Origin of the sequence: Pseudomonas putida (assembly GCF_002741075.1) — a bacterium.
GTDB lineage: Bacteria > Pseudomonadota > Gammaproteobacteria > Pseudomonadales > Pseudomonadaceae > Aquipseudomonas > Aquipseudomonas putida_T.
Genome location: NZ_CP016634.1, coordinates 2,352,497 through 2,365,744 on the forward strand (window position 1 = coordinate 2,352,497; position 13,248 = coordinate 2,365,744).

Annotated in this window: 12 protein-coding genes and 1 pseudogene; 3 read left to right on the forward strand and 10 right to left on the reverse strand. The window is 54.4% G+C overall.

All coding sequences use genetic code 11. From position 1 onward, the window contains the following. Positions 1-139 precede the first annotated feature (139 nt). The 3 genes from IEC33019_RS10770 to IEC33019_RS10785 form a co-directional block, all read right to left on the reverse strand. The gene (locus tag IEC33019_RS10770) at positions 140-373 is read right to left on the reverse strand and encodes a hypothetical protein (RefSeq protein ID WP_070094425.1); all 234 of its coding nucleotides are present in this window, start codon (positions 371-373) and stop codon (positions 140-142) included. A gap of 560 nt (positions 374-933) precedes the next feature. Continuing rightward, on the reverse strand, positions 934-1,575 hold the full coding sequence (locus IEC33019_RS10780) for a DCL family protein (protein WP_070094424.1): 642 nt from the start codon (positions 1,573-1,575) through the stop codon (positions 934-936). Positions 1,576-1,798: 223 nt separating this feature from the next. After that, positions 1,799-3,490 carry a GIY-YIG nuclease family protein gene (locus IEC33019_RS10785; RefSeq protein WP_070094423.1) on the reverse strand — a complete coding sequence of 564 codons (1,692 nt, stop codon included), beginning with the start codon at positions 3,488-3,490 and terminating at the stop codon, positions 1,799-1,801. A 437-nt stretch (positions 3,491-3,927) separates the two neighbouring features. Here IEC33019_RS10785 and IEC33019_RS10790 point away from each other — a divergent pair, with 437 nt between their 5' ends. Together IEC33019_RS10790 and IEC33019_RS10795 are read left to right on the forward strand one after the other, a co-directional pair. After that, a complete protein-coding gene (locus tag IEC33019_RS10790; RefSeq protein ID WP_244509799.1) occupies positions 3,928-5,109 on the forward strand; it encodes a hypothetical protein in 1,182 nt (393 codons plus the stop codon). Between the two features lie 158 nt (positions 5,110-5,267). Next, complete coding sequence (locus IEC33019_RS10795; protein ID WP_099593426.1) at positions 5,268-6,485, forward strand: IS256 family transposase; 1,218 nt, start codon at positions 5,268-5,270, stop codon at positions 6,483-6,485. 680 nt (positions 6,486-7,165) lie between these two features. Here IEC33019_RS10795 and IEC33019_RS10800 read toward each other — a convergent pair. The 3 genes and pseudogenes from IEC33019_RS10800 to IEC33019_RS27805 form a co-directional block, all read right to left on the reverse strand. Continuing rightward, positions 7,166-7,372, reverse strand: a complete 207-nt coding sequence (locus tag IEC33019_RS10800) for a hypothetical protein (RefSeq protein ID WP_099593428.1) — start codon at positions 7,370-7,372, stop codon at positions 7,166-7,168. Next, on the reverse strand, positions 7,362-7,670 hold the full coding sequence (locus tag IEC33019_RS10805; RefSeq protein ID WP_099593430.1) for a hypothetical protein: 309 nt from the start codon (positions 7,668-7,670) through the stop codon (positions 7,362-7,364). The genes IEC33019_RS10800 and IEC33019_RS10805 overlap by 11 nt, the downstream gene beginning before the upstream one ends. Before the next feature lie 65 nt (positions 7,671-7,735). Continuing rightward, a pseudogene (locus IEC33019_RS27805) lies at positions 7,736-7,935 on the reverse strand (hypothetical protein). A gap of 70 nt (positions 7,936-8,005) precedes the next feature. Here IEC33019_RS27805 and IEC33019_RS10815 point away from each other — a divergent pair. After that, positions 8,006-8,530, forward strand: coding sequence for a hypothetical protein (locus IEC33019_RS10815; protein WP_099593432.1), 525 nt, complete (start codon positions 8,006-8,008; stop codon positions 8,528-8,530). A 36-nt stretch (positions 8,531-8,566) separates the two neighbouring features. Here the strand turns inward: IEC33019_RS10815 and IEC33019_RS10820 are convergent, their stop codons facing one another. The 4 genes from IEC33019_RS10820 to IEC33019_RS10830 form a co-directional block, all read right to left on the reverse strand. Next, positions 8,567-9,106: a DUF2514 family protein gene (locus tag IEC33019_RS10820; protein WP_099593435.1), complete on the reverse strand. Its 540-nt coding sequence runs from the start codon at positions 9,104-9,106 to the stop codon at positions 8,567-8,569. Continuing rightward, entirely contained in the window at positions 9,103-9,585 is a 483-nt protein-coding gene (locus tag IEC33019_RS10825) for a hypothetical protein (RefSeq protein ID WP_099593437.1), read from the reverse strand. Before IEC33019_RS10825 ends, IEC33019_RS10820 begins: the two co-directional genes overlap by 4 nt. 189 nt (positions 9,586-9,774) lie before the next feature. Continuing rightward, positions 9,775-10,815: a hypothetical protein gene (locus IEC33019_RS27355; protein WP_157765885.1), complete on the reverse strand. Its 1,041-nt coding sequence runs from the start codon at positions 10,813-10,815 to the stop codon at positions 9,775-9,777. Positions 10,816-11,057: 242 nt separating this feature from the next. Next, entirely contained in the window at positions 11,058-13,202 is a 2,145-nt protein-coding gene (locus tag IEC33019_RS10830; RefSeq protein WP_099593439.1) for a hypothetical protein, read from the reverse strand. Positions 13,203-13,248: the final 46 nt, after the last annotated feature.

Consider the following 13,248-nt stretch of genomic DNA (forward strand, 5'->3'; position numbering starts at 1 on the left):
ACCTGCGCAACCCTACGCAGATCTCTGCCCGTAGCCTGGTCTACCGCCATCGATGAAGAACGACGAACACTGCGAGGCTAGACCATCTGGACAGGCTTACGAGGGAACTCGCGCCATTTAGGAAACGGACTACAGGTGATCAGTGCTGCGCCTGCACACGACTCAGCGCCATCTCTACCAAGGCGTGGGCGCGTTCGATTTCGTGCATGGCTGCCAAGGCCAGGACCTGACCCGGAGGCTTGGCGTGAAGCTGGACGCTGTGCTGGGACACGGTCAGGGCACAGACCAGGTATTCGGAGATCTGGATGAGGATCTCTTCGAGGGTGGTGAGGGATTCGGATGGTAGTGGTGGGTCGTGGACGATTTTGAGCATGACAAACGCCGATATCAATGGAGCTGCCACGCCTCTGCTGTCAAACAAATGGGTGGCAGCTGTACGCGGGTTGACAGACCGCGGATATCGGAACTCGGCGCACCGAAGTGCCCCACGACAGCCGCCATAAAGCGATGCGCTGTGGTCCGAAAATCAGAATCGGTCTGTCAAAATCGGTCGTTGAATTTGCAACGACCCGGCGAGACTAGAGCGCTGATGGAGCGACAGCAATGGGCTGGAAGGCGGTAGAAGTATGTTTGGGAAACGAACTACAGGGAAGTGGGAAAATCTGATTCAAACGGTCACAGGACATCGGCAGCCCGCAACCATGGCTGGCTAACGACGTATAGGCGATGACCCACCGAGCATTTCTAGCTGGTAGTCAGTTACGGACTGGAACGCGTACTCGGCCTCAAGGCGGAGTCGCTCCAACTCTGCGTTGCAGAGACCATCGGCTTTGGCTTGGTGGTATTTCTTCATGGCCTCTATAGCCTGCTGGTACAGCGGATCATCAGGGAGTAGCGGCTGTCGTACTCGTACCATCATGACTGCATCCTCATTCATGACTGAAGCCTTCCACCCTTCAATACGTTAGCTTGCCTACTGGTCGGTTGGAGCTTGGCGTGTTGCCGATGAAAGTCCACAAAAGCTTGAAGCACCTCGCGATCAGCCAGCGCGAGAGTCATCCCATTGCCGATTACTTCTAGGTTACGTAGATCAACCTGGCAGGCCCTGCAGAACTCATCCAAGAGGCGCCAAAAGGGGATTTTATGATCGATATGCAAGTCATTTGGGTGGACTATTTCGTTACCTGTGATCGCGCAGTTTATAGGCCATTGGAGGCCGGCGCGGAAGCTGTCCATCTGTGGCCTAACTGCGAAGCGCAGAGCTTCGCAGACCTTTCCATGATGCGACTGCGTGACACCGGTTATGCAGCGCTTGTAGGAGAAGGAGTCGGTGGTGCCATCGGTGCGGACTAGTCGTAAACCTCGCCCCGCTAAAGGGTTTCGCTCCAGGCAAAAATGGTCAACTCCAACTCCAATCTTACGCTCTGCATCTGGGTGAAGCGCCAGCAGTAGGTGCAGTTTTTGGGCAGCGACTGGATGGATGATTCGCCCAACATCACCGGTACGAATGAAGTGTTTCAAACGATCCAACAGAGCCTGCTTCGAGGCGTATTCAAACGGGCCCAACCAGTACATCCTTGTACTCCGTCTTTTGTCCTGAACCACCGATACAGCCCCCCCCCCGCTTTACTACCCTTGAGTCCGATACGCCAGCGGGTTCTACCATGCAGCAACACCCCTTTGGACGCTGTGAATGGACTAGAATCCGGCTTCTTGGTGTCGACTCTGCTGAATAGCTGGATACTGTGCAGGCAACAGGCTGCGCAATCGATAAATCACAAGGGCAAACCGTATACGCTTAGGCGGAAGCCAAAGCCTCCTCCTCCACCTGCTCGATGGCTTCCTCAGCCTCGATCTGGTGACGCGTCCATTCGGCAGCAATCACTGGGTTTTCAATGATCTGTTGCTCGATGCGTTGAGTCTCTCTGTACTCAATCGCCTTGGCGCTCATCGTCCACTGCGTTTCGACACCGAGCTGCTCTAGTTCAGCCCGGATAGCTGGTAAACCAATGCGGAAGAATTCCTTACGCGGGTTGACCTTGTTCACCTGTTCTCGCAGGAAATGGCGATGAAGCTGTTTCTCAAGCCCAGGTGCGTCGTCGCTGAAGATCATGGCATGCACATCGAATTCGAACGGAACACTTGCGTCACCGAGTTCCCGTACCCGATCCAGAGGCTCCAGGCGACGAGTCATGCCGATTTTGAAGACCTGCTCACCGAATGAGCCGATGTTGGAGATGATGTAGACATGGCCAGCACGTGTCTGTTGGGCCATAGAGAGTGCGCGCTGGTTCTTGTCTTCGGCTGCTTGTAGCTGTTCCTGCAGCAGCGCCAGGCGGGCCTCGAAGTCTGCGCGCTCAGCGGCACTGGCTGCGGCCACCTGCTCTTGGGCTTTTTCCAGCGCTTTGCGCAAGGTGGCCTCTTCCTTCGCAGCATCCTTGATCGCGCGCTCGAATTCGCGTCGAGCCTTCTCTTCCTCACGGATTTGCTCACGCAGTTGACGTTGCTCTTCACGCTCCTGGTCTTTGAGGAGCTTTGCAGTCACTGCCCATCGCAGCTCCTCCAAACGAGCGCTCATGAACTCCTCAGTGATTCGCGCATTTCGGAATGACGCACCGTTAAGGTTGACCAGTGCGGCAGCATCGCGGATTTCCTGCTCCAGCTTCCCATGGTTGTCAGCTTTGGAACGCGTGAGGATGGAATCCACCTTGCCGTTAAAGGCATCTACGACGAAGCGTACAGCGGTGTCGCGACGGTTAGCCTCGACATAGTCGCAAGCTGCGGCCCTTCCTGCCTTGACCATAAAGCGTGTGTAATCCCGAGCGGCTTTGAGCTTCTGGCCAGCTTCGGTGAAACCGAATTCTTCGGCGAGGTCATCCAGGAGGTTGTAGGTTGGAACGATGTAAGCATCGCCATACCCTTCAACAACGTTCTTCATGGCTTGGGCAGCATCGGCGTAGTGCTTGGCCTTACCCATTGCAGCCAAAGCATCGCCAGCGACCTGCTGAGCTCGCGCCTGAGCATCGGCAATGATCTTGTCGGCATCTGTGACAGCCTGCTGCAAGCGGCTCTCGGCCTGGCTGACTTTCAACTGAGCTTGCTGCAGTAGCTGATCGCGCTCTGCCCTGCCCTTGCTGACTATTTGGACTTTCTCGGCTTCCGCATCTGCAATGGCTTGCTTGAGCCTGCTCTCGGCCTCCGCCAATTTGACCTGAGCCTGCTGAAGCAGTTGATTCCGCTCGGCCCGGGTCTCACCAAGGATCCTCGCAGCTTCTGCTTCCGCGTCAAGAACTTCTCTGAAACGCTCCAACTCAATCAAGGTTCGCTGCAGCTCGGCGTTCAGCGCTGCGGATCCTTCCTCGGTGGACTTGAGATCGTTTTGCCTAGCCTCGAGCTCCATCCTCAGCTGGCCAATGACTCCCTTCGCCCTGATGCTCTGTACGAGAAACACACAGGCGGTGATACCTGCGACTATTGCTAGAAGCTCCATTTGCAGCAATTCCCTGTCTGAAACGAAAGCAGAATCCTACATCGCTATGCCGGCCATTAGCCACCAACACGATTCACCGCAGAGCTTGGTACAGCTAACATGCCTCAGCTCGGGACGAGTACATTTGTACTCCTTCCGCTTGGCACTGCCCTTCGTCTACATCGAGGGGCTCTAAGGCTTAACTGTGCCAGCGCAAGTCGGCACGAAACCATCCAAATGGATCTCCAGAAGCCTGTACTAGACGCATCTTCGGGCAAATTCCCTTGCACGCTTAGAATGGGGTTGGTAGATTTCAGATTGCGTTAGGTAGGCGCACCTCACTCGTCAGTGGCAGCTGGAAACGGCACTACCTGTAATACCTCTTATGCATAGGCCGTGTTTTATCTGGCCCCCTAGCAACGTAGACGAGTGGCGTAGCTCATGGGGCGGAGAAGAACATGCGCACTACTGATACACCTCCCTCTACCCTCCGTGGTATCCGGCGAAAAGCTAAGAAGCTCAAGCACGAGAAGCACATCACCCACGATGAAGCGCTACATCTTGTTGCCCGTGAGTGTGGCTTCCAGGACTTCCATCACGCTCGGCGATCGCTGGAGCGTGGCTCATCTACATCAGAACCACAACCTACCCCGACCGAACAGCAACCACCCGCTGAAAAACCGCGCGCAGAAGGAACAGCTATGGGCATCAAAATGAACCTCGCGAAAGACCAGAATGGACGCGAGTGGGACGCAGACACCTATCAACGCGGGATGGGTGCCGAACCCTTGATGTGCACACACTGCGGAGTCGCAGTCACACACAACCCTTCCTACACGCGCGAAATGTACGACAAGCCTGTTCTGGTGCCTGGCTACTTTCGGCTGCTTCCCAAAGGCGCTCATGCCTCACATTGTCGCTTTGGGGTGGATGAAGAGGTCGACAAGATCGCAATGGAGTCTGAGGGGCTGATCGAAAGCCTTCAGCGGGACAAATACCGGATGCGCCTGGTGATGATCAAAGAGGCGTTGGAAGGTGGCAGCCCGGCAAAAAAACCGGACTCTGATGGTTCCCGAGCGAAGACTGGGCGTACCTACGTCCGCAATCCCAGCCTCTTGCCCGCCTATATCAACTCTGCGAACCGCGCCCTCAAGCTGCGGGCCCTCTGCGCGAGCAACCAGGATATCGAGCAGCACTTGGAACTGATTTTCGAGGGCAACGTAAAGGTTAGCTGGGATCAGTTTTACTTTGAGACGGAACGGCACATGGAGGCCTTCCATGCAGTGTCGCAAAACGTGGTTCAACACCCCATCGCGATTCAGGGCAACGTCAAGAGCGTGCGCCGGGCGCTAAAAGGTGACGCAACGAAGAATGTGCTAAATCTGCAGATGAACCCCTTCCGCGTTGATCAAGACGATGCTGAGAACGGTATCGGGCTAGAAGTAAGCATTTGGGCGCGGGAAACATCCTGGTTCAATGGCATCGAGGATGGCGATGACGTTGTAGTGCTGGGTGTGTGGAAATCTAGCGTCACTCCGCCCTCTGCTGCGCCTCGGGAAGGAGGACGATTCAAGACCCTAACCAAGCGTCGGCTTAGCTTGAGCATGGTGCTCAAACCGCAGATTTCAAAGATTCGGTAGGGAACCTATTTGCATGACCGCCCAAACGCACAACGCATAAGAATCTCACTGCCATTACGGCGTCCAATGCGGTCAGCCTGGCCTCGGGAAGCATTTTGAAACGCTTCCCGACACGCCACTCAAAAAGGCTGAGGTTGATCAGGTAAGGTAGGCGTGACCTGCCCAAAATCCCAAAAGAGCTGCTGGAGCAGTTCGGTGAGGGCTTGATGACCGCAGAAGCTATCGAGGATGCCTCTGCGGCGTTCAAGAAGGCCCTGATCGAACGTGCTCTGCATGCCGAGCTTGGCCACCACCTAGGTTATCCGCCGGGCGCGCAGCGCCCAGAGGATGAAACCAACCAGCGTAACGGCAAGAGTGGCAAGACGGTTTTGACCGGCGATGGCCCGCTGCGACTGGAAATTCCTCGCGACCGAGACGGCAGTTTTGCGCCCATTCTCATCCCCAAGCACGAGCGGCGGTACACCGGTTTCGATGACAAGATCATCGCCATGTACGCCCGGGGCATGACGGTCAGAGAGATCCGAGCCTTTCTGTCCGAGCAGTATGGAACCGACGTGTCGCCTGATTTCATCAGCTCTGTAACTGACGAGGTCATGGAAGAGATTGGTGCTTGGCAACAGCGGCCACTGGAGCCGATGTATCCGGTCATTTTCTTTGATGCACTGCGGGTGAAGATCCGCGAAGAAGGCCTGGTGCGCAACAAGGCCATTTACCTGGCACTGGGCGTTCTCCCCGACGGTACGCGCGACATCTTGGGTATCTGGATCGAAAACACCGAAGGTGCGAAGTTCTGGATGAAGGTCTTTAACGATCTCAAGACGCGTGGCGTCGAAGATGTGCTGATTGCCGTGACCGATGGCCTCAAAGGCATGCCAGAGGCTCTCAGCGCCGTGTTTCCAGAGACGACGCTGCAGACGTGCATCGTGCACCTGATCCGCAACAGTCTCGACTTCGCGGCCTGGGACAAGCGCCGGGCACTGGCCAAGGCGCTGAAGCCGATTTACCAGGCTATCAATGCAGAAGCGGCTGAGCAGGCATTGGATGAGTTTGAAAACGGCCCCTGGGGCAAGCAGTATCCAACGGTCGTTGCGGCCTGGAGACGCGCCTGGGATCGAGTGATTCCCTTCTTTGTCTTCCCGCCAGCCATCCGGAAAGTGATCTACACCACCAACGCCATCGAGAGTATCAATGCCCAGCTGCGCAAGATCATCAAGACCCGAGGCCATTTCCCGAACGACGACGCAGCCACCAAGCTGATCTGGCTGGGGCTGCGAAACATCACGGCGAACTGGGGCTCAGCGGCGCATGATTGGAAAAGTGCGATGAATCAATTCGCGATTTTGTACGGAGATCGGTTCATCAGGCCGACTTGGTGAAAATCAGGGCCTGCCTGACGGCAGGCCGTTACCGGCCCGCACACAAAAAATCTGACACTTCCACGGTGTCAGGTCCAACTAGTTCCCTACGGAGAGAACTAGCGCATTCCGGACGCGGGCTCAACTTCCCCGGCCCAGCACAGGCTATCCAACGCATTCTTGTGTCACCACCCGGTAGATCGGAAGAGATAAGGCACATGCCCTTCAAACCGATAGAAGGTTCGAATTAGAGGCTCATGGAGCAATGATGCCCTCCTTACACCTGAGTGGCGAATTTGCCTCCTATGAAGTAGGTAAGACTGCCCAGCAAGCCCCGAAGCCCCTGATTAAGTTCTCTACGGGCGATTACTACTAATCCGAGCTGATCACCCTCGCCGTGTCGCACTGTCCCCAAGACACTCAAAAACCACCAGGCATAAAAAAATCCAGTCGCCTCACGGTGACTGGATTTTTAGGGATTTTTGGTCGGGACGGAGTGATTCGAACACTCGGCCCCTTGCACCCCATGCATGCCAAGCCAACCTAAAGGCATGATAACACAGGATTTCCGGCCCTGCTTTCGCTGCAACGAAGCCTCACGCGTCCGGACGCATCCTAGCGAAGTCACTTCAAAAGTCACTGGCCCAGGCCAGCCCGCCCGCGGCGTTCTGCCGACCGTTTCCCTTCCTTTATATAGCTACTCACAGATCGGCGCCATCCAGCGCCCACAGTCTGGCCGACTCGACGATTTCCAGCATGTCGACCAGGTCGCCGTCATCGACCTCCAGCCGCCGGCGCGCGGCATAAGCCATCTCATCGAGCACCGCTGCGCGCCCATCAGGGTCAGCCACCAGGGCAGCCTGATCGTTCAGCTCGGCCAGCCAGGCCTCCGGCAGTTCAGTTGCCATATTGCCCTACCGCCCTGCACCACCATGACTGCGCGTAAAGCACGCCGTCGATTTCCTCGACCCCGTTGATGTTGATCCCGAGCTGGGCCATGCCGTTGAGCTTGGCATCGTGCAGCCGGGGGATGATGTCGGGCCCGGGCGATGGGTTGAACACCCAGGCCTGGGTCGAAACCCGGCCCAGCGGCTCACTGTAGTGGTCACCGATATGGATGTCGGCCCGCAGGGGCTGGACCTTCCGGAGCTGATCGGAGGGGATGGCCACGCCATTCACGCGGCGGCGAACGAGGAGGAAGTACATGCTGCACCGATACTGTATAAAACCACAGTATCGTATAGATGCGCATCACTGCGGGCAAATGCCGATCAATGGAGCGGCGGCAGGTCCTTGCCGCGCAGCTTGGCAATCACCCGAAGCTGAAGTCGGACCCCACTTGGAACAGAGACTCAGCCAGGAGGCGCAGGCGTTCGACCTCTTCAAGCGGTGCGCCGCTATCTTGGGCCTGGTGATACTCACGCATGGCGTCGACAGCCTGCTGAATTAGCGGCTCCCCTGCTTCAATCAACCCTGCTAGAGTTCTCCGCTCCACGAACCTGTACAATATAGTGGATATCTGGGAACAATAGCGGATCAGAATGGAATTCCAATACATCTACGTTGAAGCGGCAACATCTACCGATTGGTGGGAGCCCATTCTCGCTGTTGCTTCCGGAATAGTCGCGCTATGCGCTCTTGGCGCATCACTTTATCAGGCCTACCTGTCAAGGCTGCACAATCGTCTCTCGGTTAAGCCCCACCTGGCGCTGCATGTAGAGCAGAGCCCTGGAAAATACAAAATCGAGCTTAGAAACGACGGGATAGGCCCAGCCATTATCACTTCGGCGGTGCTCATGAATCGAGGGTCTGCAGTACAGGGTGTAGGGCTGCCTCTGATTGCTAATGCAGTGGCTCTTGTTCCGGAATGCAACCTGGTGGAAAGTGAATTTTTCAAGCCTGACTTTGTTCTGCCGGCAGGAAAAGCAATCGCAATTGCCACGATCGAGCACAACCCGATTATTGCTGATTTCGACGACTATCTCTCTGGGCATCTGGAACTGACAATCACCTATGAATCTGCCTACGGCGAGAAATTCACTCTTGAGTCAGAGCGACCTGAATAGAACCAGCCATGGGCTTGCCTCCAGTGCAGCACATAGTTAATCGCTACGGGCTTTAACCCGATCAACCACGGCCTCGCACGCCAGGCCGGCTATTCGGCTTCGCTCAAGCGCTGTCGCGAGGTCTCCCGCCATTCGGTCAGACTCTTCAAGCAATCCCCCGAGCACCACGACGGCAGAGGTTCCTGCTTTGCGCTGCTGGGTAGCGATGGTGTCGCAGGTGGCTGCTCGGCCGGCGCGCAGTCGGGCGATTTCACCCCGCAGCCCACCAGCAGCAGACTCAGCGTCAGCGGCGCGGCCTTGGGCCAGCTCCAGTTTCTTGCGTGCACTCTCACCCTCCTCGTCCGCCGCAGCTTGGCGGCGCTGTTCTTCGGTTCTGGCCTGGGCTGCTGCGCGCCTGTCGCGCTCGGACACCTCCAGGCGGTAGTCAGCCAAGGCATTGTCGGACTTGGCAGTGTCACCCCTGGCCACGGCCGCTTCGCCATTGGCTACCACGACCCGGTATTGCTGGCCGCCGGCGACCAGCACCAAGGCGATCAGCCACCAGCACCAGGCCGGTACCGCGCGGAGCCAGGTCATGCCAGCACAGCCTTGAGCGCAGCCGCGTAATTGCGCTTGAACTTGGCGCGCAGCTCTTCGGGCTGTCTGGCGTACGCGCCAGGGCGCCACACGCGCAGGTAGAGATCCCACGCGGCTTGCTCATCGCCGGCGCCGGGCAACGGCTTCGGGTCGGTCCAGATCAGCAGGCGTGCCAGGGCCGCAGCCAGTAGCGGGTCGCGACCGATCGTCTGATAGATCGATTCGGAATCGAAGGCCACGCCGCGGGCACGGCACACCTCCTCGGCCAGACGCTTGGACGCCGGGTGCGTCATGACACCCTTCACCCCGCCGCCGCGCTCGAACTGGTAATCCCCGCGTGCCGGGCCTCCTACCTGCTGCTCCAGGCGTGTCGGGTTCTCCTGCAGATTGAAGGCGTGCAGCAGGATGCGCGCAGATCGGGTGCCCATCTGCGGCGGCAGCAGGGCCAGGCCTTCGCGGATGTCTTGATCCAATGGCATGGGTTTTCTCCAGGCAAAAAAATGCCCGCAACCTGGCGGGCACTGGTGATTCTTGAAAAAGCTACTAATCAGATATATAAGCGATGTGGTTATCTATCGGGCAGGCCGTAACATCCATATGGGAGTACTCCAAAATATGACGGAGCCTCATTTAAATTGTGATGTTTAATTTAAGCGCAATCCATAACGTTATGGTCCAGCATCAATTTTTTTGAAGTCATCATAGAATCCCTGAATGCTAACATGCTCCATACCTACTCTAACTCCTGGGTAGAAATTTTCACCAGCATACTGCCAGAATATTGGATTATATGAATCGCTATATATACCTTTTGATGCATCACATGTTCCCAATCTCATATCCGAGTATGAGCACTTGTAAATCGCCCCAAGCGTTGGGTCAACTGTGTATGTCTTTCCTTTTTTCTCTACTTCAACAACGGTATGCATGGCTTGTGTTTCTGTTGTTCCAGCTATAACCTTCCACTTAACTTTATCGCCCAGATCATGCGCCAAAATGTAGCTATAATTACCACAATGCAGAGACTCTTTTTCTCGAAACTCTTTTGCTAGGTCATCAGCATTCTTAGCTGACACCTGCGTGACACCTGGCCCATATGGAGCAATCAAGGATACTTCCTTTGCTTTTTTAAGAAGGTCATATGATTCAGGGTCTATTTGTTTTTTGAAGAATGGAGATAGCGCTCTCAGAAGTAGCCTATCCTGACTCGCTCCTGAAATGTAATTCACGATAAAGCTTTTATATTTAGAATCAGAATCTATTGAGATGTCGGAGTAATAAACTCCATCATAGCTATATAAAGGTAAATCATTAGTACCAGAAACCATAACATTGGTTACACCATCAGCATCAACACCAATTACCTCAATATGCTTTGGCGCCTCGCTTTCGGAATACCATACCATCTTTAGCCTAGATAGCTGCGATGGCTCCCCAGCTTCAAAACAGACACTAGAATCCTCACTATTGGTCGACGCTAAATAATCATCTATTGTATCTGTATTCAGGGCCTCAACGCCACTTCCATGATAGTACTTAGATTCTTCGCACGGTTTGAATATTACATCACCAAGAATGCTAATCTCTGGATAATTATTTGCATTATTTGCATTTTCCGACTTACTGTATTTAAAATAAAAAAGCCAAGACAAGGCCAAGGCCAAGGCCAAAATAACAAATACAAACCTTAAAGACTTGACGCGCGCCACATCAACCTCCAATTAATACAACTTCCAAACGATAAATATTGCACTTTACATAATCACTATTGCGTATAGCGAATATGTGCTATTAATTTTAAATTAACATTATATCATAGATTCTAATTTAATTGCACAAAAATTACAACTCTCGATTTCGCGCATTAGGAATCCGCCTGTTTCTTTTCCATGAAAATCAGGCGGATCTATTAAACAAATGTGATCCAGTAATGTTTCTATAGGCGCACGAACTAAACTATGTAGTTTGGAGAAATTGTATTTCCAGACCCTGAATTACTAATAGTATTATTGGTGCAATCGGTGAATGTATTGTTAGCGACTAGATTGTTTGTGCTGCCAGCATCAAGGCGGACGACAGTGTTTATGTTTCTAACCCTGACATCTCGGAAGACGTTTCTGTCTCCGTTCGAGTTGAATGCCCAACCAGTTGCGCCTGCGGCGAAATTGCTTACTGATCCGCCATTCACCGTTACCTTTGAGGAGGTATCCAGGGAATATCCAGTTCGCCATCCGAAAAGGTGATTTCCCTCGAAATGGAAGCCTGTTACCCCGGATGCTAGAGCCACTGCGGCTCCGGTAGACTCGGCGCCGCCAGAAACCGCAGCTAAATTTTGAACTATGTTGTTCCGCATCGTGGTGCTAGCGCCCACTGATACCGCAGGACCAACGTTAGCCACCGCTACGTTGCTTGCTTTCAGGTCGATTAGGCGAACCCCATCCATTACGGAGGAAGTTTCAAAACGGATAGCTGAGCCCGCGGCTACCTCGGCTGTATACCCATCGAGTCGCACCCCAATTATGTCTATATTTCGTACCGTTTGGCCGGGCCCACCGATGATAAGACCTTGATATGCGTAACCGCTGCAGCCGCCTATTACTTGGGTATCACTTCCACCTTCGATTCGCATGAAGGAATAGCAGCCATTGGCAATATTGTTAGCCCACAGCAAGTGCTGGCCTGTCCCGTGCATTTCGTATGCGAAGGATCGACCTCCGCCCCCGGACATACTGTCGTCGGATACGTTATCATGGATAACTCCGAACATACACTGTCCCCATCGGCCCAGGCCCGCGCTGGCGGCTGTAGTGATAACGAGATGGCGCGTCCGACTGCCGAGATTGTCATGCACCTGGAAATACTGGCAAGCGTCTAGTAAAGCCACACCATAAAACACCGTTCCGGTTACGCCATCATAGAAGGTTCCTCGAATCTTGTTGTGACGCACGGAAAACTTTATAGAGCAGCTTACCTCAATGGAGTAGTGGTCTATGTTTTCCACGGTGCATGCTCTCACCTCGAAGTTCCTGGAAAACCGGAAGCATATTCCTCGCTCTCCACTGCTTGCCACTCCGGAGCCGATAATTTTCACGTTATCGAGCACAATGTTTTCAGCAAAAGTAACTTTTTGAAGTTTAACGGCAGACGACGCCAAGTACCCTTGCACCACAGGTGTGGTGAAAGTTACGTTGTTCCCCGCTATGCTACGGACTTGTACCCACTCTCCTCGGGCGACGTTATACCCAGGGTATGGGTAGTAGCTGGAGTCCGAAGAAAGCAACAACCATTCGTCTGGCGAAAATATAGAGCCGTCCGAAACCGTCGCGGTGAAAGATTTAGCGGCAACGTCCGCGACAACGCCGCTAGAAGCACCCACCGCACCAGCAAATACCAAAGCGTGTTTAGCGGGGCCTGATAAGCTGGTAGCGTCTACGAATATGTCTTGCAGGTAGCAATTGCTTAGCCCCAGCAAACTGCTCGTGATTTTATAGGTCTTACTCTTATCTCCAAGCAGGCGAAGACCTGAAGTGCCCGCAGCGCTAATCGCGGCTTGCAATTTGGCAGTCTCGTCGGAACCGTCGCCAATAGCCCCGAAATCTGCCAAATGCAAAACATCTCCTAAGCGGTCGGATACAGTGCGACCACGGTACCCAACCATGGCCGCGCCTCGAGCAGGGTCTGAGTTGTTAGCCAGGTCCTGCTGCAGCACGTTACCCGTGTCAAATGCCACGAAATTTGTTTGCTCAAGCGCCCAGTTTCCAGTGGTGGTGTATGGAAGCGTAGTGGTGGTGGAAAGACGATATGCATATCCATCGCGAACCGTGTACTGACTGCGACTGGTGAATGTCAGGCCTGCTGCGTAATCACCAATCCAGACGAACGACGACGCCTCAAGAAACTGGTCGAATGCGGCTTGGCGACCATCCTGCGAGTTCTGGAAGTCTTGTTCCATCCCGCTCCAGCTGATTCGCTGCTTACCCAAACGATCCGGATAGAACGGGCTTTCGCCATTGACGTACTTGTCGAGATTGCCAGCGTTGTCATAGAGGTCGCGCGGGTCAGTAGAGCCAACAGGGTTGCCGGTGTTATAGGCCATGTGTTTCTCCAAGGCACAAAAAAGCCCGAGCATGGCGGGCTTGGTT

Excerpts from the sequence above, each read along its gene's own strand:
- IEC33019_RS10770 (WP_070094425.1), bottom strand. The coding sequence starts at position 373 with ATGCTCAAAATCGTCCACGACCCACCACTACCATCCGAATCCCTCACC.
- IEC33019_RS10780 (WP_070094424.1), bottom strand. The coding sequence starts at position 1,575 with ATGTACTGGTTGGGCCCGTTTGAATACGCCTCGAAGCAGGCTCTGTTG.
- IEC33019_RS10785 (WP_070094423.1), bottom strand. The coding sequence starts at position 3,490 with ATGGAGCTTCTAGCAATAGTCGCAGGTATCACCGCCTGTGTGTTTCTC.
- IEC33019_RS10790 (WP_244509799.1), top strand. The coding sequence starts at position 3,928 with ATGCGCACTACTGATACACCTCCCTCTACCCTCCGTGGTATCCGGCGA.
- IEC33019_RS10800 (WP_099593428.1), bottom strand. The coding sequence starts at position 7,372 with ATGGCAACTGAACTGCCGGAGGCCTGGCTGGCCGAGCTGAACGATCAG.
- IEC33019_RS10805 (WP_099593430.1), bottom strand. The coding sequence starts at position 7,670 with ATGTACTTCCTCCTCGTTCGCCGCCGCGTGAATGGCGTGGCCATCCCC.
- IEC33019_RS10815 (WP_099593432.1), top strand. The coding sequence starts at position 8,006 with ATGGAATTCCAATACATCTACGTTGAAGCGGCAACATCTACCGATTGG.
- IEC33019_RS10820 (WP_099593435.1), bottom strand. The coding sequence starts at position 9,106 with ATGACCTGGCTCCGCGCGGTACCGGCCTGGTGCTGGTGGCTGATCGCC.
- IEC33019_RS10825 (WP_099593437.1), bottom strand. The coding sequence starts at position 9,585 with ATGCCATTGGATCAAGACATCCGCGAAGGCCTGGCCCTGCTGCCGCCG.
- IEC33019_RS10830 (WP_099593439.1), bottom strand. The coding sequence starts at position 13,202 with ATGGCCTATAACACCGGCAACCCTGTTGGCTCTACTGACCCGCGCGAC.